Origin of the sequence: Dyadobacter frigoris (assembly GCF_005280585.1) — a bacterium.
Classification (GTDB): Bacteria; Bacteroidota; Bacteroidia; order Cytophagales; family Spirosomataceae; genus Dyadobacter; species Dyadobacter frigoris.
The window spans coordinates 704,088-727,868 of the sequence record NZ_SZVO01000002.1; the positions used below are offsets into that span (position 1 = coordinate 704,088).

Consider the following 23,781-nt stretch of genomic DNA (forward strand, 5'->3'; position numbering starts at 1 on the left):
AATATAATAAAAAATGCCTGCCCGAAAAGAATTCAGACAGGCATCCTTTCAAATAAAATATCTTTTATTTACCAAACAACCTGGCCCAGAAACCTTTGGCTTTCGTTTTTGTTTCTTCATATTTTTCAGAAGCCGCCACTTTCAGTTCTTCAATTTCAACTTCCGCTTTTGCTTTTAATTCCGCCGCTTTTACCTGCGCTTCCGCCAGTTTTTCTGATGCAATTTCTTTTGCATCCTCATATTTCTCAGCAGCTATCACTTTGGCATCTTCAAATTTTTCAGACGCATCCTCTTTCAAATCAGCGAACTTTTCAGCTGCTTCCTCTTTCAGGTCTTCAAATTTACCGGCAGCTTCTTCTTTCAAAGCACCAGCCCGGCCCTGCAACTCAGAAATAACTTCCTCAGCCTTAACTTTTCCAGCTGCAATATTCAATTCTACTTCATTCTGCAATTGCTCTACTTTGGCAGAAAAACCGGATTTCACTTCTTCCGCTTTTTCCTGGACTTCTGTTACTTTCTCACCCGCTTCGGCAGCCAGTTCTTCGGCTTTGTCAGAGGCTTCAATTTTAGCGTCTGCCAATTCCGTTTTCACTTCTTCTATTTTTTCCTCTGCCACTTCTTTATAAGCTTCGGCTGATGCTGATACATCTTCTTTTACCTCGGCAACAACTTCTTTCGCATCTTCTGCTTTTTCTTCGGCGGCAGCTTTTATTTCCTCGACTTTATCACCCGCTTCAGCTTTCACTTCCGCTATCTTTTCCTCCGCTGTTTCCTCCACTTTCAATTTTGCTGCATCTTTCACATCCTCTCCAATCTCCTCCACGCCGTCAGCAGTTTCGTCTTTCAATTCGGTTGATTTTGCTTTGATGTCTTCAATTTTTTTATCCAATGATCCTTCGGATGGTGTTGGTTCTTCATTAGCTGCCATAACTGTGGGTGTTGGTTTGGATTGAATAAGTTAGAAAAGGTTGAATGCGTAAGCTACAAAGGAGTTCCGAACGTTGCAAACAAACGCAAACCTTTTTACTATGATAACCTTCTAATGATCAATTTTTTAACAATTTCATAAAAGATATCCGGCTGAAGCGTACGCCAATTCTCTATATGTAAAGTCCCGCCGAAGTTCAGGTAATAATCCAGCCGGTAGCGTTTCCATTCCTCTTCCACATGGTCCCTGAAATTCACAGCCGCTATCCAGCCGTCTTCTACATCGTCAAACCACTCGGCATAATAGTCGTCCTCGCTGCCATGAAAATTCAAAATATTCTCGCCCATCAGGATAAACTGGTTAATCCCCTCATCGATCAACGGCTCAACGACCTGTCTTTTCAGGTACATGATATCGTTGTGCAGCGCATCATTCCACTCACCCATAAGTTCGATGATGGCAAAATGTTTGTTGTAATCCGCGAAAAGGATTTTGACATAAAGTGTCTCCGAACCTATTTCATCCCAAAGCGGATGAATGTAATAACCATAAATTGCATTTTCGTAATAATCAAGATTGTAAGTCCTGCCATAAAACGGCGACCTCCGATCCCGACTGGCAACATAATGCTTCTCCCAATTATAATATGGCTCAATCTCCTGCATATTTTTTAATCGTTGAATAGTGCTTGCAGATGGTTTTGGCTGCGTAGGTATTTAACGTAAAATGGGGGTTTTGGGGTTCAGAAGAAGTGTAAGACTTATTGGAAAATAAATGAAATTATATCTCCTCAATTTCTAGTTATTTGCATATAGTTTTGCAAAACCCATAATCTAGCGCAGAATGTCAGGGAACACACGTAGTTATACCTTTGGCTTCATTTATATAAATATCATGCTTTGCGCCATGTCTGCGCAAATAGCAAGAATGTTTGTTTAAATGTTGGATCAGTTTATTCCTCTTGATCGACATAAGAGAAAATTAACCGTTCTCTCTCAATAATATCACCAGGATCTTCTTCCTCTTTTAGATCTTCCAGATACAATTCTAATGCATCTTTTAAATTCTCCATAACTTCTTGCTTTGAACTGCCCTCAGTAATGACAGCAGGAATCTCCTTTATTGAACCAATAAATTTTCCGTCGCCTTTAACGATTGATATTGTTAATTTCATAATGAGAAAACAGATGCTGATATGTAGTTAAATATGATAAAGTTAAATTTAATTTAAAGTAATATCTTTAAAAATATCAGTTCTTAACATTAATTAATTTTTTCCCCTAAACTCCCCCGGACTAACCCCAACATACTTCTTAAAAATCCGATTTAAATGACTCTTATCCGTAAATCCAAATTCATTCGCGATTTCGGTGATCTGCATATCCGTATGTTGCAGGCGGTTTTCGATCAGCTTTAATTTGTAGTTCATAACAAATTGCTGCAACGTCTCATTCATGTGTTTTTGGAAATACCGGCCGATGTAAGCTTCCGAGATTCCGAATTTCTGGCTGATATGTTCACCTTTCAAAAATTCCGGATTATAAATATTTGCCTGAACATATTGGAGAATTTTTATTGCTTTGCTATCACTTTGTTCATCAATCTGAGAAGGAAGACTAACCATAATATTTCTGGCGATGATCACCAGCAACGTATTGATATATTGAGAAATGAGCTCCTTATGATACAAATCCTTTTTGTCATGCTCCGCAATCAGCGCTTCCATAATAGACCTGACTACCTTTTTATCCGCATCGTTTTTTAAAGCACAGCCCGGTTCATGACTGGCATTTTTCAAGATCATTTCCATCCGCTGCAACGGACCGGTTTCTTTCGCCTGCACATAAATATCATTGAAACGGATGAAGAAAAACTGCGTCGGCGTTTTTATATCAAAACGATGGGAATCTTCTGGCGCAATTAAAAACAGATGTCCGGGTTTATAAGCAAATTCAGTCGTATTTATGGATTGGATTCCAGTCCCGGCAACCACGTAAATAATTTCAAAAAAACTGTGAGCATGTTCGCCACGCGGACAAACATCCAGAAATTCTTTCAGGATCAGCTCAAATGGCTCATGTAAGACATCTTTCTTCATGACAAAAATGTACAACTTTGGTATGTAAAATTACACCTTTTTAACTTATAAAAACGGCAAAATTTGTCCTGTCAATTTAAATAAAAATAATCATGGAAAATTCAGCCAGAAATATGAAAGCACTTGTGTTAGAACAATTTGGTGCTCCATACATTTTAAAAGAAATCGGCATCCCAACAGTTGACGATTATCAGGTTTTGGTACAAATAAAAGCAAGCGGAATAAACCCGCTTGACCTGAAAATAAAATCAGGAAATGCAGGACACGCCAAAGTAAAATTACCAGCTATTCCCGGTGTGGACATGGCGGGAATTGTAGTTAAAGTCGGCCGAAATGTTGAAAACTTTAAAGCCGGAGATGAAGTATATGGATTGACAGGCGGTATCGGTGGTGTGCAGGGATCTTTGGCAGAATACGCTTCCGTAGACCCGGATCTTCTGGCGATCAAACCCAAAAACCTGACTATGAAAGAAGCAGCATCGTTGCCATTAGCATTTATTACAGCCTGGGAAGGCTTGGTTGATCGTGCAAAAGTAGGCACGGCTCAAAGCGTTTTAATTCATGGCGGCGCAGGCGGCGTGGGACATATCGCTATACAAATAGCAAAATCTTTTGGCGCCCAAGTGTTTGCTACCGGTTCCGAAAGTCAGAAATCAATTTTAAATAAGCTTGGAGCTACTGCGATTGATTATCAAACTGAAACCGTTTCCGACTATGTTGACAATCACACGAAAGGAGAAGGTTTTGATATTATTTTTGATACACTGGGCGGAACAACGCTTGATGCATCATTTCAGGCAGTGAAAGTTTATACAGGACATGTTGTAAGTATTCTGGGCTGGGGCAGTCACAGTTTGGCTCCGCTATCTTTCCGCGGCGCAACGTATTCGGGTGTGTTCACGCTATTACCTCTCCTCTCGGGAAAAGGCCGGAAACATCACGGAGAAATTTTAAAAGAAGCAACCCGATTAGCCGAAAACGGACTTTTGAAGCCTACTTTAGATCCTAAAACTTTTACATTAGAAACCATCGAAGTGGCTTACCAAGCCATTGAAAATAGAACGACGAGTGGAAAAGTTGTCATTGAAATTTAATAATTTTTCCATAATTGAAAATCCTTCGATATTTCAGTCGGAGGATTTTCCGGTTTTATCACATACCAAAATTAAAATTTCCTTAATTTTGTATATTTTCAATTTTAATATTAATAATTCTTCGAAAATACAATACCCAATTAATATATTTGTTATAATTGACAAATACCGGAACAAACAATAACTTACTAGTATGAACGCAATAGATTATTTACGTGAGGAGATAAAATCATACTTTCCGGAATCTTCTGAACTGCAACTTTCCGGTGATTTTGCCCAGCACCGACGATTTAACTTTTACTTTAAAATAAAGGATGATTATTCTTACCTCCTTTATTTAAACTGGGACGGAGAATATGACCAGTTTATATTGAAATGTCTGGAATTCGTAAACGAGGAGATTTTGGAAAAATTAATAGCAGCATATCCGGAAACCGGAGCGAAAACCTTTAACCTCGGGCAACCCTGTTTAACGGTTTCTTTTATTTATCGAGGTGAAAATAAGCTGTCGGTTCTGGATTTTAAAGGGCCGGTTGATGCTGAGATTCATTCAAGAGAAATTTCAGGAATTAAGTTAATGCAGTGTGTTGATCCGGAATTACATAAAGATTGAATGAGTTTTTTTTACAAAATAATTGATTTATAAATCGGTCGTGCCGATGGCATTTTTGATAACTTGTTATCATTTGCCCACGGAATAAATTCCGTGGCTACAATGTCGGTCGTGCCGATGGCACTCTAACTAAATCCGGTTTTTTTCCCTTTAAAAAAACAGAACTGTTTTTGAGTAATACATTTTCAGGATCAATTCCTTAGAAAGCTTTCTAAGGAATTGATCCTGAAAAGAAGTAGTAAGATAATATATAATCAGTACATTCCTGTTGATTAACCAATGACGTGAACTTCTCCGTCTGGCACAAGTGGACAGGTCCCACCTGAATAATTAACCTCTAATTGATGTGTTAGTACTTGTCCTCCAATAATTTGGGCAGCGTCATCAGGAGCCATATCTTCATCCGCATAATTTACGTCCTGAGCGATAACGTACATCCTCCAATATCCATCATCCAGTCGTGAAAAATAATGGATTCCGGTATAGGTTCCCTCGGAGGCTTTTTCGTCCGGGCCATTTCCGCTATCTTCAAGCATGAAGGAAATAATTTTATTATCGGACTTTCTTTGTAAAAAACACTTGACAAAAAGTTGCGGCCCTCTTAACAACTTTTCATTTTCATCATAAAATTTTGCCCGAACAATAAATGGCTTTTCTTTTTGAAGGTAGACTTTAACCACATCAGGCGCATCAATCTCATATTTAGAGAGTACATGAATGTTGCTATTCGTTTCAGCAACTTCATAACTATAACTACGTTCAACGGCTGATGAATCTTTGGTTATTCTTGAATAATTCCATTTCGTTCCAATTTTATATGGTTTTCCCAGTTGAATAGGTTCAATGTAATCAATCTCAAACTCTAGTGCTTCACCAATTGTTAATTCACCTGCGCCTGGTAACGTATTATCCTGGCCTCTTCTGAATGGGTCTCTGCTATCAAGAGCAGACGATAATATAGCACTTGTAAGAGCTCCTACGGCGAGTCCCACTGCTGCAAAGAAAGGAACAGAACAACACGTAATGACAGCTGAAATCGCGATACCGGCTCCCCCACCTGTTACTACCACTCCAAAAGCTGCTGCCACAACAAAAGCTGCAATAAACAAAATGGCGGCCAATATTGCCAAAAGGGTTTTCCACCAGGGATCCTGATATGGTAACTCACCATATTGACCGGTAAAGCCAGGACTATAAACAATGCCTGCACTAATATTTTTGATTAATAGGGTTTGCGGCGGACAGTCCTTAAAATCATTAATATCCAGCTTTTTCAAGGCACTTAAAGCGTCATTGATAATCGTTTGGGAAATGGCTTTTTCACTATACTTTCTTCCTCCTTTTTTACAATCACAATTATCATATTCATCTTTCGACGTCCAAAGTTCATTAATAGTAACTGTTATAATCCCTTCCGGTGTTTCAGCAGAAAATGAATTACTCGCCTCATTAAACGACACTTTCGTGATAAAAATGCGTTTAATAATTCTAGATCGCCCGGAAGCATTTTCTGCAATAAAACTGATATAGTGCTTACCCGCAGGTGCATTGCCAACATTTACTTCCCAACTTTGCAGGGATGATGCTCCTGCAAGCAGCGAGCCGACTGTATGCGTAGACGGTGTAATAATAATCCCCGGATGTGAAGTACTTTCAACATAGATTTTCAGATTTGTCTGAGTAGAAGCTCCGGTGTTACTAAAATATGCATTTAATTGCTGCCTGCCCAGTGTAGCTTCAAAAATACCATCAGGTAACATTAACCCTGTAATGTAATCTGATGAAAACGGCCTGTTTTGAACTGTAATAGGTATCATAATAGTTTTATTACTGGTTGATAATTAAAAATCCCAATCCACCCGTTTCATTTTTTTCTGCACGCTGCGTTATCTGTACAAATGCAAAATCTCCTTCGATCTTTCCGGTAATCGCCATTTTCTGCTTACCAAATGGACCTAATTTGAAGCTATCTTTATTCCCTGAGTGTTCCTTAAAGTCCGCGTCAGCACATTTGGTATCGGTAAATGCGGCCTTGACTAGTTTCCCTTCTTTTCGCCCTTTGAGCTTATACTTTTCTACCAGCATTGGGAAGTGGTGCATAACTTTTTCTACCGGCACCTGGTTAATCAGTGCTGTAAAATGTTGTTCTTTTCGCAGACTGTTATGCATTTCAAAATTTAAATGAAACATACCATTCATAGCAAGCAGGACTGATAAATTTCGCTGAGCGACATGCCTATCGGTTGAAACATTAAAATCCGTCGATAACGGTAAAGGATCGGTGCTATGAAATGCCTCAGCCAGGATACACTCATGCCCCTCATTAAGAAACTCAGGCACCCATGCTGTTAAGCATAATACATCCTGTAAATCATTGGCAGCCAGGCTCACGAATGCCTGACCAATCAGTGTAGCGGTATTTCTGGTAACTCCTATTGAGGGATTTGCCCAATAAAAACGGACAGTTGCATTAGTGGCAGCATCCCGGCCATTATTTCGGACTTTTGCCATTAAATAACATGGGGTACCTGCAACAGGCATACTTTCAGTCACGTCTGCAGGGTCTGAAACCACCCAAACATCAGGACTTAAGTACCAGGGAGATCCATCCCGAATTTCTAATTCTAGTGCCATAATCTTATTTTTTTGCCTACTCTTTTCCCTTTTCAGCTTATGGGGTGCTTAACATTTAATAAGGGAGCTGAGCACGTGTACTCCCGATGTCAGTCGTCCGGCATTGTTTCACAATTCAGCGAATTCATCAATTGGTTAGTCGTATTTAATGGATGGATAGGTAACAGAAACAGACCTTGAAAACCAGTAAATCCAGAAGTACCGGAACAGATCTGTTTCGGTGCCCTTTTTCCGTTTTGAGTCCTTTAATATAGATGGTTGATCTACAGACAAGGCGATGGTTTATGATTAGTTTAAATCCAATCGGAGTGCATTATGATATTGCAGGACATATCTGAGTACAAGCTTAAATCGCAGCCAATTCGATGATCAATTAATTAGTAATCAACTAATTGATATGAATATAAATCAAGAGTTTATAACCCGGCAAGACCTGAATAAAATGCCGTATATTAAAAAAGAGAATTTCATCCGGCAAACAGGGACGTATCAAGCTTAATAAGACTTCACTTTGTTAATAGACCTGATCCAAACACGAAAAAGGATTAGAGAAACCCCGATCCTTTTTGAACTATTTAACCTATGGACTTTTGCCTCTTTATAGACTTTTCTTTTCCATTTTAGTCACAAGAAATAAAATATAAATTCATTAGGAAACCTCATCGGCAACCTGGAAAGCAACGACTATGGTTGTGACCGCTGCGACGGGAATTGAATGGCACCGGCCACCCGGCCATATCGCGAGTTTAGGAAACTCCTATCCGTTTTAAATAAAAAAAGGCCAGACAATAAGCCTGACCTTGTGACCGATACGGGAATGCATAAATCTCTGTACTACACAATTTAAATTTCATTTCACCACTCGGTAGCAATTTAGTATCAAACCGCTTGGTTAATAGAAGAAACACGTCCTAAGGGAATATTCGAAAAAACAATGTGTTGGCTTTTTGAGAATGTTTTACGCTTGTTATTTCGAGAATGAAAAGAAACCTTCAAAACTTAAATCTTCATCAATCTTTTCCCAGTGAATCCCGAAAAGTGACAATTCGAAATTTTCTCTTTCTTCATCAGAAGCATTAAGTAATTTTGGAAACCAACTTAAAGAGTGGCTTCTCTTCACAAGATACGGTTTGAATAAATATTTCTCCATTCTGAAGCCAAACTTTTGCTATCTCATTTTCCATCGTTTTGTGAGACAAAATTTTCTGTTCTGGCTAGCTCACTTTAATTTTTGATTAATTATTCAGCTTCCCTCCGAAGTACATAATCAGCAAATTTGCCGCCAACCGAATTAATCAGTTGTTCATCGTGAGCTAATAATTCCATTCCTCGATCATCATATAAGTTCAACAACAAAGGTTGATTTTGAAAAGACAAGAAATAAGATAAAATATTAATTGTGTTTTTAAACCCAAGATCAAACCCTGCGATCATCTGTACCAACGGAAAAATCTTGCCCAAGGAATAATTCTCGTACTTGATGTATAGAATTTCTGCATCATCAAAAGCTTCTTTCTGTTGTTTGAGAATTGCAACGACTAGTAGTTTCTCTGTGATCGCAACATTTTCTTTTCATCAGCTTATAATTTACCGGATTGCCAAGCGGTGCTTTTCTCATCTTGCAAACTATCTGATTAGTTAGTAATTACGATGTATTTCATTAACGGTAATTAAAATTGACCGTTAATGAAATTTTCTAAATTTTGGAATATGTAACCATTGGTTTTTCTTTTCACAACAATTGTAATATTTGTTCTATACGTACGTAAAATTATTATTACAAAAAAAAACATCTCTCTAAAATGAAAACAAAACTAATTAGAAACATTTTTGCGGTGTTTTTTACCTTCCAGTTGATAGTTTCATGTTAAGATCCGACAGTAAATCAAGAGCCATCTAAAAATTTAATTCAAGATGTTTCCAAAGAATCACCAAATGTCGAAGATGCAAGAAGCGCATACGAAACCTTGGCATTAAAAAATGAAACAAGCCTCAGAAAAGAATCCAATGATTGGAAAAGACGAGTTGCAGACAAAAAGGTTTTTTGGAAAACAGTTAAAAAAGTCCAAGTTGACGGTATCGAAAGATTAGTAATTCCATTCAATTTAAAGGAGGAATTTACAGCTAAGCTGCCAGATAGCTCCAAAATTTCATATAGTAATGCAAGCTATATTATTGCAACTAAAACTAATTCCGGGTACAATTTTGAAGTCATGACAAAATTACCTGACATAGAATATTTAACGGCAACTAAATTTGAACGATACTCAGGTCTACTAATATTCGAAAGTCTCGTAGGTGAATTTATTCGAGGCTACAAGGTGACCCGTGATAATAAGGTGACCGAGATTACTCTCTCTGAGGGAGATAGTAAATCAAGAATAACTACCGAAATGTGTACCTATGTCGATTGGTATTCGTGTACTAATCAGGTTTGTTCGTATATGCATACGGATGTTGTTTGTGAAGGTGGACAAGTACCAACATTCGACTTTGGAACTAATACTGGATATGGAACTATTGGTGAGGACATTTCTTCAGGAATAGGCTCTTTGCCTCCCGCTGGTGGTGAAGGCGGGACACCACTTCCCTATGTAGGCAAATTATGCCCTCCAACCAATTGGACAACAACAGGTGCTGCAAAATCCTCTAACGTAACTGGATTAGGACTTACTGCCATAAACTTTAGCACTGAACAAATTATCAATGTAGATTTTTTTACATCTTGTGTAACAATCCCTACTCACGGAAGAACTAATGAGCAGATCGGTATAATGTTTGCATACGCGTATAATAATGCACGTCAGAGGATTGAAATTGCTTTGAACAATGGTACAATTGAATACCAGCATAACCAGATTAGGGCAAGATTAATATCTTACATTACAGAGGGACTACGTTCATTTGACCAAGGCGCATCGTTTGTTCCAAGTGGGGGGTGTCAAAATACGGTGACGAATACTGGAAACTATTACTGCTTGAATAGCACGAGAAATAAGCGTGAAGAGCAAATGAATTTATTTGGTAATTATTTTTTAGGCTAATATTTGACCGTTGGTTATTTTCTGTCTAAATAAATTGTAAATAATTTAAAGAAAATCCGTTTTGTAATTAATTTACAACGGATTTTCTTTTTAAACTTTATTCTATGTTTTATTTTAATTCAAATAAATTCGATTTTTGGGAAATTTATGATTGTATAAAACGCAATTACCCATTAAGCATCAAAAAGGACGAAACTGGTTTTTTCTCTTCCTATCCCGGATTAATCGAACTAGGGCATTTGCTCACTAAAAAATTTTCTGAAGGAGGTGAATACAAAAAGTTTACTGATTTTTTACTCGAATTGGAAAGCAATATTGGCAAGAAGATAGAGGATACTACTTACGGACAAGCGCCTTCTTATAGTGGTTACCTTGAATTTGAAACGTTTACGCATGAAAACCACAAACGTACCAAAGAACTTCATTTTTATATTAGTGTGTTAGGACCGTTTTATACCATTGTCGGAATGGATAAAAATACAGTGACCGTAGACTGGATGACATTCCAGAAACCAACTTATCTTATAATATCTCCGGGAAGCGAGTATAAAGAGAATTTTATTTTTTTGGAGAACAATATTGAGAGGCAATTTCCCGGTTACAAGTTTGTTCCCTATGACATTTATAGCCAAAACATTGAGGGGTTGGAGGTGTATTATGATACCGGAAATTTCAATACAGTTTTTAATGGGATTTTTGCTTCTTCGGTTGATTTTAACTCGATGAAAATCGGGGATGAATTTTACAAATATGGTCAATGGTTGAAAAAGTAAATTTTAATTGTACAAACATTGAAATCTTTTTTTGTCTTATAGAAACTACCGTTTAAGCGAAATTTCGAGAAGATGATCTTCATATACTTACAACAATTCAATCCGTTTCATTGATCCTGATGGGATGATGGCAGGCGACTTATACGATCAAAAAGGGAAAACAACTGGAACCAATAATAAGGATGCCAAAAAGATATTTGTTGTCACAAGAGATATCATGTCTCAGATAATTGTAAGGAGGTCTCATTAACAAGAAGGTTAAATTTCCAGAAACTTTAAGAGATTTAATCTCCTATACTTGATACGAAATGTATTATTACAAAGCCCCTTTATCTTGGTATTAATTGAAAATCGTAGTTGGTTTTTTCTCCTATCGTGACATAGCAGCATTCGTTTGTTCCTACGTTATCTTTTTTAACTTTAAACCCCTTATAAAGAACCGTGAATTTGGGATTTTCAATATAATAAAATGGGATGTTTACAGTTAGGATCGAATATTTTTTAGGTGGGTCAACCAATAACTCATATTTCCCAGCAGAATCGGTATAGACTGTTTTTAGTTCATCATACCTTGTAAATATTGCTCCATTAACAAGTAGATATATACTATCAACAGAGTTGCCATTTTGATCTGTAACAGTGCCATAAATAGTTGTTAAATTATCTCCTTTGTCAGAGCATTTGAAACTTACAAATGAGATGCATATTGATGCAAATGCTATGAGGGATTTTTTAATGAATGGTCGTTTGATTGAAATATACAAATTTCTCACTGTCGTTGAATTTAAGTTAGTTGTAAAACTATTGATATAACGATTACTATTGCAGAATTATAACGAATGGCAAGATATCTAAGAACGCAAAATTTCATAACAGTTTCTGATTTTGAAAATTAAAACTGTCAGAGATTAATGAACGTCATTTTAGATGAAAGTAATCGTGAAATTTCAAAAGAGCGGGAAAAACAGCTAAGGTGTGATAGAATTAAAACAAGACTAAACGAAAACCTCCGTTTTCTCGGACTTGAAATCGACGTTATAAAAGACCGACCAAACACACCCGCATAGTGCGCTGCGCTGAAATTTTGTTGCGATAGGTTAAACCCCAATCCTTCATGGCGTAGATGATGGGTGTTAACGTGTCGGCATAGGCTTCTGCTGTATACGAAATCTTAACAGGGTAAAATCCCCCACTACGGTTCACTTGATGAGTCTGTTGGAGCATGACCCGTTTTCTTAAAAACCAGAAGAAAAATGAGACAGATTCTCAAAACCTGTTTCGTAATAAACAGCTACCGGTTTCCCCTTCTTTAGATAACTGGTAATAGGCCAGTTCCGGTCTTTTAGGGCAAGCAGTCTGTGGGACGTTTACTCCATTTGTAATCAGTCTCTTTGGGGATTAGAGCCACTTCATATTTTAAATTCCATTCTTTTATATTTTCTAAAATTGGCAAAAAAGCTAAGCCTTTTTCAGACAACTTATAGTCTACCCTTGGTGGTAGTTCCTTAAAGGCCAATCGTTCCAATAAGCCATCTTCTTCCAACTCTTTTAACTGTTCGGTCAGTACTTTCCTTGAAATGTGGGGTACGATGGCATCTAACTGACCAAAACGCAGGGTACGGGTTCCAAGTACATTTATAATGATCGGCTTCCATTTATTACCAATGGTGCCAATAGCTCTCGTAAATGGGCAATTCGAATTGCAAAATCTGTCGTCTTTCATATTCAAATTTGTAGTTACCTACAAGTAACCAGAATAAAATATTATAGTTTCAAAAATAAACTATTGATAGTTCCTTTGTGAAACAAATGTAAAAGTAGCTAAAAAATGAGTAAATCAGAAAAAAAAGAAGGGAGCTACGCAATAATTGGCTTCGGCAAGATCGGCCAGGCCCTGGCCAAAGCGTTTGCCCGCAAAGGCATCGAGGTATCCGTTGCAACAACGCGCGCCCCGGAACGCTTTGCATCCGATGCGGCCACAATCGGTCCCACGATTATTCCCACCACACTCACGGAAGCCGTTAAGGCAGACATCATCTTTTTAGCAGTGCGTTTTGACGCGCACCCGGATGTCGCGAAGGCGCTGCCCACCTGGCAGGGGAAGACCATCGTCGATGTGACCAATGCTTACGGCGTGTCCCCTGAGCAGCTGGGAGGGCAGCCTTCCGGTAGGGTCGTCGCGCAGGCCTTTACGGGTGGAAAACTGGTTAAGGGCTTCAACCATTTGGGCGCTGCCGTCCTTGAACAAGATCCGGCCGTACAGGGTGGCAGGCGAGTCGTGTTCCTGGCAAGTGACGATGACGACGCAGCAACGCAGATTAGTGCGCTGGCGGACAATCTCGGTTTTTCACCCGTCCAACTTGGCGGGCTTTCGGAAGGCGGACTGCTTGTGCAGGCGCGCGGAAAAAACTGGGGTCAACTGATCTTTAAAGACTTGGTCAAATTCGACTGATGAATCGTGATCGCAAATTTCAATGCGATTCTGCCTGGTGGACAAAGAGAACCACAGGTTAATTAAAGCGACTAAACTGAGTTTGTCGCTCAACCACTAATTAATAAACGTAATGAGTAAATTAAAAAACAAAGTAGCGATCGTTACCGGTGCTTCAAAAGGAATAGGTGCATCTATCGCGAAATACTTGGCCCACGAAGGCGCAAAGGTTGTTGTAAATTATGCTTCAAGTAAAGAAGGCGCAGATAGCGTGGTTAAGGAGATAACCGACAATGGCGGCATAGCCATTGCGGTACAGGCCGATGTATCGAATGAAGTCGATGTAACCAGGCTTTTTGAAGAAACAAAGAAGACTTTCGGCACGTTGGATATTTTGGTCAACAACGCGGTTTATCAGCAATTTTTACCTGTTGAACAGGCATCGGCAGAAGCTTTTCATCAGCATTTCAACGTCAATGTTTTGGGTCCTATACTTACTATCCAGGCATCTTTAAAACTGTTTGGCGATAAGGGCGGCAATATCATCAACATTAGTTCGGGTGCAAGCAAATCGCCGATGGCGGGAGTCTCTTTGTACTCTGCAACTAAAGCAGCATTAGATGCCATAACCATTTCTTTATCGAAAGAATTGGGCGCAAAAAACGTTCGTATCAACTCGATTTTGCCGGGCGCTACGGAAACCGAGGGGGCAACTAGTGCAGGTGTAACTGCCGGTAGTGAGTATGAAAAAATGTTTATTGCCAATACCCCGCTTGGTCGCAGGGGCCAGCCCGAAGATATTGCGAAAGCTGCCGTATTTCTTGCTTCGGATGATGCAGCCTGGATTACGGGCGAGCAAATTTCGGTTTCGGGTGGTATGTATGGCTTTTAAGTCCATCCACCCAAAAATATGAAGAACAATGGGTTGGAATTATTGGTTGACGGTGGTACTACCAACTGCGCATTAAACTAAATCAGCAATAACCACTACTCTTAACTCAAAAAGCCACAGATACACCAGTTGAGAGCACTGAAAAAGTCTTTTAGGAATTCTAATTAAAAAACGGGCTATGGGCGGGCAATATCTTACGGAATTACAAATATGCAAATGAAGGGAGCATTGGCAATTTTTACAGTAAATCTGAAGAGAATGATTAAACTAGTCCCGTAGGTATCCACAAACAAAAAGTAACCGTAAATTCCTTAATTTTCAAAGCATGGATAATTTATTGATAACCTAATCAACCAATTAAGAGTTTTTTTAAATAAAAAACGGATCAAGTAAAAACAGGTTCTACTTGATCCGTTTTAAAGGATTACTCATAAATGAGTAGCTTTTTCAGTGCCCTCACACCAGTTATCCGTGGCTTTTTAATTTTCGGACAATACGTTTAACTGACAAACTAAACCAACGACAAAAGCCTGTGTTATTAACATCGGTTTTGCGTTATAGCAGCTGAAGCGTATATGAATAACTGACCGCGGTGACTTGACAATCATCAAAAAAGATTCATCTCTCAAAACGCTAATTTCTTAAAACAATGGATCTCATATCAAGTCTCTCAAAACCACCATTTTATGTGATGAACTTTAACCATCTAAACGAGGGTAACATAAGGAAACCCCAAACTTATTCGCTACGTAAGCTCTTGACGGGATTCATCAACGCGGCTTTGACACTTTGAAAACTTACGGTTGCCAGGGCAATTCCTATAGCCAGCCCACCTGCTGCCACAAATGTCCACCACTTGATGTCAGTTTTATAAGCAAAGTCCTGTAACCACCAAGTCATAGCGTACCAGGCAAGGGGGGACGCTAGTAGCATAGCCAGACCAACTGGCTTAAGAAAATCCCTGGATAATAACATGACAACACTTCCAACGCTGGCTCCGAGCACTTTTCGAATACCAATTTCCTTTATGCGATTTTTAGCCGTGAACATGGCTAGCCCCAAAAGACCTAAACAGGCAATACTAATCGCTACAAGTGCGAACCAACTGAACAAAGTGGCTACCCGTTCATCCGATTCGTACTGTTGCCGAAAATGATCATCTAAGAAAAAGAACTCAAACGCATTGCCAGGAAAGGCTTCCTGATAGGCTTTTTGGAGCACCGCTATTGATTGCCGTATATTATTGCTACGTAACTCAATCGTCAGAAAGCTGCTATTCCAGGGAATATGCTGAAAAATAATAGAACGATTTGACGTTTTAAGGGATTGCTGATGGAAGTCATTTACGACGCCGATAATCTTTTTGGGTAGTACATTGCCAATTTCCTGATTGAGTGCCTGTTCGGCGGTTGCGAAACCAAAAGCCTTTAACGCGCTTTTGTTTATGATAACCGCGTCGTTATCAAGTACTAAGTCTTTATTGAAGTTTCGTCCCGCCAACAACTTGATTTTGTACGTCGGAATAAAATCTTCGTCAACAGCCAACATGCTGCACAGTTTATAATCGGCGGCAGCCTCATGGAACCGTTGCAATTCGTCCGTCCAGAAAATTTCCTGCCCCGGAACTTCGGAGGAAGTCGTTATCTGCTGTATACCCGTCTGTGCTAGCATCCGATCCTTAAAAAAGCGAATGTCATTGGTAAAGCTATCCGTTCGAAACAATTTGGGGGCTTTAATGATGAGCTTCTGGTCGATGTTCATCCCTAAATCCTGCTTCTGCATGAAATTAAGCTGCTGATTAATGACCAGCGTGGCAATGATCAGGAAAATTGAAACTGTAAACTGAAACACCACTAAGGTTTTACGGAACGATTCGCCACCGGCTTGTTTAGGCAAATACCCTTTTAAAATGGCAATTGGTTTGAACGAGGAAAGGATAAAAGCGGGATAAAATCCGGAAAGAAAGAACCCCAGACAAACTACCGTTAAGGATACGATCCAAAACAGGGGTTTCTGACCCATGGAAAAGCCATTGGTAGCCTGAATCCAGTCCTTAAAGATGATGTGCGCCAGTAAAAAAAGACCAAATCCAATTAAGACAGATAACAGATTAATACCCAGAGATTCAACAAAAAACTGTTGCATCAATTGTCCCTTTTCAGACCCCAGTGCTTTGCGGAGTCCTACTTCTTTTGCCCGTTCAATACCTCTCGCCGCGGATAGGTTGATATAATTAAGCCAGCCAATAGCCAGAATCAGTAAAGCAATGAGGATGAGTACATAAACGATAACAATTTTCCCGTTTGCTTCGACTTCTGTGGCCGTTTGGGAATATAAGTGAATGGCACGAAGGGGTTGTAAAACGAACGTTTGTCTGATCTTATATTTCTTCAGTTGCTTACCAATATGCTTTTCGATAATACCGGACAGTCGGCCCTCCAATACTTTTGGCGAGGTGCCCGGTTTCAGGAGCAGATACGTATAAAAATTAGTCCAGTACCAGCCACCAGTGGCAAACTGCTGATTTTTTAGCAGATTCCGGATGGAAAAAACAAAATCGAAATGGATATGACTATTTGCCGGAATATCAGCAAATATGCCTTCCACTACGTAGTCACCTCCCTGCCAATCTGTACTTAACTGAAGCGTTTTGCCAATCGGATTTTCCTGACCAAAATATTTTTGCGCCATCGTTTCTGAAATCACAACCGACTCAGGTCGGCGTAACACCTGATTGGCAGAACCTTTTAGCAACGGGAATGAAAATACATTGAATAAAGAAGAGTCGGCATAGAATGCTTTTTTCTCGTGATAGCTGACCAGTTCGCCCGTAGGTTTCCGGTAACTGATCATGCCGTCTGCCTGGTGGAGCCGAACGAAATTTTCTACCTCAGGAAAGGTTTCCTTTATGGCCGGAGCTTCAGCGTGGTAGCTGACCGCACTGCTATTGGTCAGAACGCCCTGTTTGTAATCATCCAGTAGGATGCGATAGATGTTACCGGAATTGGTATGGAATTCATCATAGCTAAACTCAGAGAATACGTACTGGGCAATTAACAGGAAAGCAGCTATACCAGAGGCTAATCCAAAAATCATGATGAACGAAATAGCCTTATATTTCAGCAGATTACGCCAGGCAACTGTGATGTAATTCCGTATCATAGCCAACGTGAATGAATGATCAGATAATGAATTTGAGTCCTTTCCTAATTACTACGGGCTAAATGTATAACTTATTTGTTAGTTTAAAAACTAACTGATTAGTTAATTCAATGAAAAATCTCCACCCAATGCTCTATAACAAACTCGAAGTTGATTTTTGAGTCAGGTTTGACCTGATATCCTAATTCATGGTAAGTCGTGACCGCGTCTATCGAAGGTAATTGTGTTCATGTATTTTGGCCAGCCGCGGCCTGAAAGCTATTCAGAGCAAGGCGGTAATGGCAAATATGATTTCAGAAAAGCCACCGGTATCTCCGGGCGGCCGGTGCCGTGGAATGAGCGGCAGAGTGGATGACCCGGTTGTGCATCAACCCATCGATTATATAGGGTACTTCATGCTCCGACGAACTGGATGCGGTCTGATAAAAGAGCTGGCCTGCTTCATCTAGAGAGAATAAACGGTTCCCCCCTTACCATTTCCAAAATACCGCGCGGCGGACCGCGTAAAAGACCATGCGGCTCTTTTTACAAAAAGAACATGGTTGAAACGCTTAGCGCTTCAACCATGTTCTCTTGAATATTTATTTCCTCTATTTCATACTGCGGGCTTCATTATATCCTGACAGGAAATCCGTAAAGTGGTTATAAAACTGGGTCCCGATGATAAAACCAAGTCCGAGAGATCCCACCCAGGTTAAGGTTTTGGATATGTTGGTATCTGAAATCTTAAAAAAGAAGTTTTTACCCATTACAACAAAACAAAGACTGATGACAAATAGAATATATAACATGATTTGCAAATTTTTGGGAGTTGATAATGATTTAATTTGAGGAATCTGTGTTGTTATTGGTTTAGTGTATTCTCTGATTCATCGTCTGGTGTTCTTTCAGTACTTCTACTTACACTTCCATTCTGACCGATCATGGCCTTGTGTCTCGGTGCTGTAATTTTCAAATCGATATCCAAAACATTACCTGCGCCTGGTTTGCCGGACGGAGATTCAGGAGATTGGTAGTAATAAACAGATTCGGGATTGATTTCTTTTTCTGCACAGCTGGCAAAAAGGAAAGAAACAAGAACCAGAGCAGAGAATTTTAAAGCAGTTTTCATAGGGATTGAAAAGTTTATATGATAATTATTTGTTTGAATCGTTGTCCGTGATGACATTGCAAAGGTGTGGGATGAAAAGTGCAGTTGAAATTTGTTGTGACCAACCTGGTTAATCGGATGACGAAAGATGAAAAGTATACTGTAAAGCCGTTTGCAGTAGGTTTAGGCTGATTCTAAATCAGATTTCGGGCTTCGTCATTTAAGTTGAGGTATTGGTCATAAAAATTAAGGGCTTAACAGTACCGATGTTACATTTAAGCCGAACTATTTTTAATAGAATGATAAACAAACTTTTACCTGCCAATAGCAAAACAGGTGTTATCCTCGGCGTTCTTACGGCGGCCATTATAATTAGCGCCTGGGATTACACCGGATATTTTTCTCAATGGAATGCGATCGGTCTGCCTGTTACCATGCTTTTAAACTGGGCCCTTTATCTTTTTGCCTATCATGTACTTGTTCCTGTGCGGCGTCTTCATATTTCAAGGATTAAGTTCGGGGCACTTTTTGTTGCAGGCGTACTGTTATTTTCAGCCTCCTCATTTTTGGTGGCAAAACTTACCATTTCTGAAAGTGAGTATAGCGCATCGGCAGCTCACGTTGGTGAGGTATTGGGTACTGGCAAGAAATCCGTCATGCATAGGGATTCTACCATGAACAGGGATTATATTATGGGTATGATGGTTGTCAATCCCTTCACTTTACTGCTATACGTTATTATAGCAAATTACCACAGACGTAATCACTGGCTGCTCAGACTTGACCGCTGGTGGAAAAACGAAAAGTATAGCCTTTCCTGGCTACACATGGTTTGGCTGGTACTGGGCTGGGTGCTTTGGCTTTTTCTGACGATATTTTCAAATATTTTTTCTGGCAAACCCATTGTATGGAGCACAACGTTATTGATGGTTTTACCATCGGTAATATTCTTTTACATCAACCTGAAAACCAGTTTCAGCTTATTGATAAAAAATAAGATTGTCCTGGCCTTACTAAGCAGTCTGGCGCTTTGGGTTATTTTGGTCGTCGTTAAGATCATCTGGTTTTTCCTTTTGACAAAAGGTTTTGGGCTGCCTTCTATTTTAAATGGAGTTGATGTTTTCCAAACCATACCAACCGATGGAAAGTCATCGGCATATAAATTGGGTAGAGCTTTCGGAAGAGTTGCGAGTATTGCCAATTCCTGGGACCTGGTGATTTTGCTGATCAGTTTTATTTATGGTTATGCCAGAAAATCTGAACAATACCAGCAAGACCTTCGGGACCTGGCCGAAAGTAGGCAGAAGGAAATGCTGAAACAAAAAGTGCTGGAAAAAGAGGTTTTGGATGCCAGATTACAATCGCTGAAATATCAGATCAATCCTCATTTTCTGTTTAATAGCCTGAATTTTCTATATTCCCAATCCCTGTCCCTATCGGATGATTTGGCGCGTGCAACCATGCTTCTTTCTAAAATGATGCGTTATGGTTTGCAGGAGAATAACGATGAGGCGAAAGTTTCACTGGTCGACGAGATTGAACATTTATATAACTTCATAGAATTTAACCAGCTCCGTTTCTCGAATTACCTGCAAATTGATTTTAGCGTTCAGGGACAAGTACAGATACGCAGGATAATGCCGTTGCTTTTGATCACTTTTGTTGAGAATGCCTTTAAATATGGAGAACTGCACCAGGAGGAATTTCCGTTGCAAATCCATTTGAAAGTGGACTCGGAAAAGCTTGTATTTTTTGTGAAAAATAAAATAAGAAGCGGCCCAAAGGAAGATTCCACTGGCATTGGAATTGAAAATATTAAACGAAGGCTGGCGCTTGGATATCCTGGAAAACACATACTTTCCATACAGAATGATTCGGAATTTTACGCTTCTGAACTAACCATTATTCTTTAAATTTTGAAAATATGAATTTACGCTGTCTGATAATTGACGATGAACAAGCAGCACTCAATGTTCTTACAAATTATATTGCTAAAACCCCATTTCTTGAATTAACAGGCGCTTATCTCGACCCAATTCAGGCACTGGAAATAATTTACACACAGCCCGTTGACCTTATTTTTCTGGATATCCATATGCCGGAGCTTTCCGGTCTGGAATTTATAAAACTCCTTCGTGGGCGAGCCAAGGTGATTCTTACCACGGCTTACAGTCAATATGCACTGGAAGGATATGAGCTTGATGTCGTTGATTATTTACTGAAACCAGTACCATTTGACCGTTTCCTGAGAGCGGTTCAGAAGGCAAAAGATGCTTTAACGACAAAAGAAGAGACTTCGGTTTTGCCCGTTACAGTCGCAACGGTACCGACGGTGACTGCTTCGGATTACGTATTTATTAAGGTCGACAGCAAAATTATGAAAGTCCGCTTTGATGATATTTTATACATTGAAGGCTTGGGGAATTACGTCAGCATTTACACAAAAACAGGAAGACTGGTAACTCTTTCAACGATGAAAGAGGTGGAAGAATATTTGTCTGAAAGTTATTTTACACGCATTCACCGGTCGTACATTATTGCTTTAAACCAAGTAGAATATGTAGAAGGAAATCAGATTTTCTTAAATAAAAACACGGCTGTCCCGTTGGGAGAAACGTATCGGGAAAAATTCTTTAAACTTTTGGAAGAGAATATGATGAACAAAAAATAAGGGGAATGTTCTCCTTATTTTTTGCCAGTTCTTTTAATTGGCCGGCCGTACTTCTGCATCTTTTCTTTTGCATGGTCACGACGTACATTTACTTTTTTATTTTTATCAATTTTTTCATGTGTGTTGTCCTGATTTTACTTTACACTTTCCCAAAGGAGTTGCGCTATATTACCGGGACGTCATCTACGGTTAACCATTAACCAAATTCAGTCATTATTTTTTGGATTGTTACCGCCCTTCTTCCATAGTAAAAATAATGTTAATCCCACTTCTCCTCATTAATTCGCTTGCATTAAAGTCATTACATATACCTTCTGCTAAACCATAATTAAAAATCATTTCTCCTTCTTGAATCTCGCTATTAAAACTGCGGTTATTAACAATATGGCACCTTCCCGCCAATTTTACTAACTCCAAATCGTGGGTTGAAATAATTCCAAAGGCATTAAGATCCTTTAATTGTTTAATTAATGAGAACCCACCTCTATGACGATCCTCAGAGTTGGTCCCTTTAAACATTTCATCCGAAAGAAAAACATTGCCTCTTCATCCTTTATTAGTTTCAATAGCTGTTCTATTCTCTTCTAATCCTTGGTCTGTGTCCCCACAGACCCATCAACCTAACAGCCTAAAAAAGTCCCGAAATCCTAAGATAAATACTTAGTCTCTCAACAAAAAAGTGGATGTAAATCTAAGATTTACATCCACTTAAAAACACTTTGTGACCGCGACGGGAATCGAACCCATATCTAGAGTTTAGGAAACTCCTATTCTATCCGTTGAACTACGCAGTCAAACAAATTGGTATCCATATTCCTATGAATACCAATCGGGGTGCAAAATTGGCAAAAATCCGATTCAATTACAAGTGATTATTCTTCTGATTGTACGGCAGAATATCCCAAATCAAGCCAATTTGGATAAATCGCGAAGTGTTTTGCTTTTACCGCGGCAAATAGCGTATTGCGCAACTCTTCCATATTTTCCTTTTTGGCAGCAGAAATAAATATAACCTGATCTGCTTTATGCGCTATGTAGCTTTTCTTCAACTGATCCAGGACGCTTTCTGTGAAAGCTTCTTCGGGAACCATATTTCCTTCATCATCCCATTCTTCGGCCTTTGGTGCTGGTTTGTACAAGTCAATTTTGTTGAAAACAAGAATCGTCTGCTTATCCGCCGCGCCAATTTCCACCAATGTATTGTTCACAACTTCCAGATGTTCTTCAAAAGATTCATGTGAAATGTCAACTACATGCAGCAAAATATCAGCTTCACGAACTTCATCCAGTGTCGATTTAAAGGACTCAATTAATGTTGTTGGCAATTTCCTGATAAAACCGACTGTATCAGTCAAAAGAAAAGGAATGTTCTCCATATTCACTTTCCGTACCGTAGAATCTACCGTGGCAAAAAGCTTGTTTTCTGCAAAAACATCTGATTTGGACAATGCCTGCATCAGCGTTGATTTTCCCACGTTGGTATAGCCCACAATCGCAACACGCACCAGACGGTCGCGTTCCTTACGTCTTGTCATGCTTTGGCGATCCACTTTTTCAAGCTTTTCCTGCAAAAACGCAATTCTGTCTTTTACAATACGTCTATCCGTTTCAAGTTCCGTTTCACCAGGACCACGCATACCGACACCCGCCCCTGACTGGCGACTTAAGTGAGTCCAAAGCCGGGTCAATCGTGGGTACATATATTGGTACTGGGCAAGTTCGACCTGCAATTTTGATTGTGCCGTTTTAGCACGCATCGCGAAAATATCCAGGATCAGAAGACTTCTGTCAAGTACTTTTATATCTTTAAATACAACTTCCAGGTTACGTACTTGTGAAGGCGAAAGATCATCATCAAAAATAACCATGTCAACCGGATTCGCCGTAATGAAGGTATTTATTTCTTCAAGCTTTCCTTTTCCTACATAGGTTTTAATATCAGCCCTTTCCAGGTTCTGGGTGAATTTGTGCAATGTTTTCACACCAAGAGTCGCCGCCAGAAAGTCCAGCTCTTCCAGGTATTCTTTTGTTTTTGCCGTGGTTTGTTTTTGTGTACTTACAGCTACCAGCACAGCTGTTTCCTGCTGAACAGCAGTTGAAAATAATTTACTTTTATCGATCATTCAGGATACATTTTTTGTTCAGGCTTTCACACATTCCTGAGCTATCCCAGTGGCAAAAGCATCCCTTTTTTTACTCAAAGGGTAAATTGAAAACGGATTACGAACCTCAAAAGTTCAGGTTCAAACGGCATGAAGTTACGACTTCCCCAAATAGTATTCCAGTTTTTTATTTGAATATTCAAAAAACAGTTTTGTATCTTTGGAAAAATCGCTCTAAGCCTATGTTGG

Annotated in this window: 23 protein-coding genes and 1 tRNA gene; 8 read left to right on the plus strand and 16 right to left on the minus strand. The window is 39.4% G+C overall.

Annotated features, from left to right (window positions below; genetic code table 11):
* Positions 1 to 64: 64 nt before the first annotated feature.
* The 4 genes from FDK13_RS06595 to FDK13_RS06615 all read right to left on the minus strand — a co-directional run bounded on the left by FDK13_RS06595 (position 65) and on the right by FDK13_RS06615 (position 3,026).
* A complete protein-coding gene (locus FDK13_RS06595) occupies positions 65 to 928 on the minus strand; it encodes a hypothetical protein (RefSeq protein WP_137339183.1) in 864 nt (287 codons plus the stop codon).
* Positions 929 to 1,026: 98 nt separating this feature from the next.
* The gene (locus FDK13_RS06600) at positions 1,027 to 1,593 is read right to left on the minus strand and encodes a hypothetical protein (protein ID WP_137339184.1); all 567 of its coding nucleotides are present in this window, start codon (positions 1,591 to 1,593) and stop codon (positions 1,027 to 1,029) included.
* Between the two features lie 287 nt (positions 1,594 to 1,880).
* A complete protein-coding gene (locus tag FDK13_RS06610; protein WP_137339185.1) occupies positions 1,881 to 2,102 on the minus strand; it encodes a type II toxin-antitoxin system HicB family antitoxin in 222 nt (73 codons plus the stop codon).
* A 93-nt stretch (positions 2,103 to 2,195) separates the two neighbouring features.
* The gene (locus FDK13_RS06615) at positions 2,196 to 3,026 is read right to left on the minus strand and encodes an AraC family transcriptional regulator (protein ID WP_137339186.1); all 831 of its coding nucleotides are present in this window, start codon (positions 3,024 to 3,026) and stop codon (positions 2,196 to 2,198) included.
* Between the two features lie 92 nt (positions 3,027 to 3,118).
* Between FDK13_RS06615 and FDK13_RS06620 the strand changes: the two genes are divergently transcribed.
* Together FDK13_RS06620 and FDK13_RS06625 are read left to right on the plus strand one after the other, a co-directional pair.
* Entirely contained in the window at positions 3,119 to 4,120 is a 1,002-nt protein-coding gene (locus tag FDK13_RS06620; protein ID WP_137339187.1) for a zinc-dependent alcohol dehydrogenase family protein, read from the plus strand.
* 193 nt (positions 4,121 to 4,313) lie between these two features.
* Positions 4,314 to 4,733: a hypothetical protein gene (locus FDK13_RS06625; protein ID WP_137339188.1), complete on the plus strand. Its 420-nt coding sequence runs from the start codon at positions 4,314 to 4,316 to the stop codon at positions 4,731 to 4,733.
* Between the two features lie 272 nt (positions 4,734 to 5,005).
* On the opposite strand, the gene FDK13_RS06630 is transcribed toward FDK13_RS06625, so the two are convergent.
* The 4 genes from FDK13_RS06630 to FDK13_RS36885 form a co-directional block, all read right to left on the minus strand.
* Complete coding sequence (locus tag FDK13_RS06630) at positions 5,006 to 6,550, minus strand: hypothetical protein (protein WP_137339189.1); 1,545 nt, start codon at positions 6,548 to 6,550, stop codon at positions 5,006 to 5,008.
* Between the two features lie 10 nt (positions 6,551 to 6,560).
* Positions 6,561 to 7,367: a hypothetical protein gene (locus FDK13_RS06635; RefSeq protein ID WP_137339190.1), complete on the minus strand. Its 807-nt coding sequence runs from the start codon at positions 7,365 to 7,367 to the stop codon at positions 6,561 to 6,563.
* A gap of 967 nt (positions 7,368 to 8,334) precedes the next feature.
* Complete coding sequence (locus FDK13_RS06640; protein ID WP_137339191.1) at positions 8,335 to 8,517, minus strand: DUF2442 domain-containing protein; 183 nt, start codon at positions 8,515 to 8,517, stop codon at positions 8,335 to 8,337.
* Between the two features lie 89 nt (positions 8,518 to 8,606).
* Complete coding sequence (locus FDK13_RS36885; protein WP_445438710.1) at positions 8,607 to 8,924, minus strand: DUF3885 domain-containing protein; 318 nt, start codon at positions 8,922 to 8,924, stop codon at positions 8,607 to 8,609.
* Positions 8,925 to 9,334: 410 nt separating this feature from the next.
* On the opposite strand from FDK13_RS36885, the gene FDK13_RS06645 reads away from it, so the two are divergent.
* Entirely contained in the window at positions 9,335 to 10,411 is a 1,077-nt protein-coding gene (locus tag FDK13_RS06645; protein WP_137339192.1) for a hypothetical protein, read from the plus strand.
* A 104-nt stretch (positions 10,412 to 10,515) separates the two neighbouring features.
* The gene (locus tag FDK13_RS06650; RefSeq protein WP_137339193.1) at positions 10,516 to 11,184 is read left to right on the plus strand and encodes a hypothetical protein; all 669 of its coding nucleotides are present in this window, start codon (positions 10,516 to 10,518) and stop codon (positions 11,182 to 11,184) included.
* A gap of 329 nt (positions 11,185 to 11,513) precedes the next feature.
* Here FDK13_RS06650 and FDK13_RS06655 read toward each other — a convergent pair whose 3' ends face one another.
* A complete protein-coding gene (locus FDK13_RS06655; protein WP_137339194.1) occupies positions 11,514 to 11,957 on the minus strand; it encodes a carboxypeptidase-like regulatory domain-containing protein in 444 nt (147 codons plus the stop codon).
* Between the two features lie 569 nt (positions 11,958 to 12,526).
* Entirely contained in the window at positions 12,527 to 12,907 is a 381-nt protein-coding gene (locus FDK13_RS06670; protein WP_137339195.1) for a winged helix-turn-helix transcriptional regulator, read from the minus strand.
* 105 nt (positions 12,908 to 13,012) lie between these two features.
* On the opposite strand from FDK13_RS06670, the gene FDK13_RS06675 reads away from it, so the two are divergent.
* Both FDK13_RS06675 and FDK13_RS06680 read left to right on the plus strand, forming a co-directional pair.
* On the plus strand, positions 13,013 to 13,636 hold the full coding sequence (locus FDK13_RS06675; protein WP_137339196.1) for an NADPH-dependent F420 reductase: 624 nt from the start codon (positions 13,013 to 13,015) through the stop codon (positions 13,634 to 13,636).
* 112 nt (positions 13,637 to 13,748) lie between these two features.
* Positions 13,749 to 14,507, plus strand: a complete 759-nt coding sequence (locus tag FDK13_RS06680; protein ID WP_137339197.1) for an SDR family NAD(P)-dependent oxidoreductase — start codon at positions 13,749 to 13,751, stop codon at positions 14,505 to 14,507.
* 738 nt (positions 14,508 to 15,245) lie between these two features.
* Here FDK13_RS06680 and FDK13_RS06685 read toward each other — a convergent pair.
* From FDK13_RS06685 to FDK13_RS06695, 3 genes are all read right to left on the minus strand, one after another.
* Complete coding sequence (locus FDK13_RS06685; RefSeq protein ID WP_137339198.1) at positions 15,246 to 17,669, minus strand: ABC transporter permease; 2,424 nt, start codon at positions 17,667 to 17,669, stop codon at positions 15,246 to 15,248.
* Positions 17,670 to 18,259: 590 nt separating this feature from the next.
* The gene (locus FDK13_RS06690; RefSeq protein ID WP_137339199.1) at positions 18,260 to 18,460 is read right to left on the minus strand and encodes a hypothetical protein; all 201 of its coding nucleotides are present in this window, start codon (positions 18,458 to 18,460) and stop codon (positions 18,260 to 18,262) included.
* Positions 18,461 to 18,513: 53 nt separating this feature from the next.
* Complete coding sequence (locus tag FDK13_RS06695) at positions 18,514 to 18,780, minus strand: hypothetical protein (protein WP_137339200.1); 267 nt, start codon at positions 18,778 to 18,780, stop codon at positions 18,514 to 18,516.
* Between the two features lie 278 nt (positions 18,781 to 19,058).
* Between FDK13_RS06695 and FDK13_RS06700 the strand changes: the two genes are divergently transcribed.
* Both FDK13_RS06700 and FDK13_RS06705 read left to right on the plus strand, forming a co-directional pair.
* On the plus strand, positions 19,059 to 20,672 hold the full coding sequence (locus FDK13_RS06700) for a sensor histidine kinase (RefSeq protein ID WP_170982730.1): 1,614 nt from the start codon (positions 19,059 to 19,061) through the stop codon (positions 20,670 to 20,672).
* An 11-nt stretch (positions 20,673 to 20,683) separates the two neighbouring features.
* Positions 20,684 to 21,430 carry a LytR/AlgR family response regulator transcription factor gene (locus FDK13_RS06705; RefSeq protein ID WP_137339202.1) on the plus strand — a complete coding sequence of 249 codons (747 nt, stop codon included), beginning with the start codon at positions 20,684 to 20,686 and terminating at the stop codon, positions 21,428 to 21,430.
* Positions 21,431 to 21,658: 228 nt separating this feature from the next.
* Here FDK13_RS06705 and FDK13_RS06710 read toward each other — a convergent pair whose 3' ends face one another.
* From FDK13_RS06710 to hflX, 3 genes are all read right to left on the minus strand, one after another.
* A complete protein-coding gene (locus tag FDK13_RS06710; protein ID WP_137339203.1) occupies positions 21,659 to 21,949 on the minus strand; it encodes a P-loop NTPase family protein in 291 nt (96 codons plus the stop codon).
* Between the two features lie 203 nt (positions 21,950 to 22,152).
* A tRNA-Arg gene (locus FDK13_RS06715) sits at positions 22,153 to 22,224 on the minus strand.
* A gap of 78 nt (positions 22,225 to 22,302) precedes the next feature.
* Positions 22,303 to 23,553: a GTPase HflX gene (gene hflX, locus FDK13_RS06720; protein ID WP_137339204.1), complete on the minus strand. Its 1,251-nt coding sequence runs from the start codon at positions 23,551 to 23,553 to the stop codon at positions 22,303 to 22,305.
* Between the last annotated feature and the right edge of the window lie 228 nt (positions 23,554 to 23,781).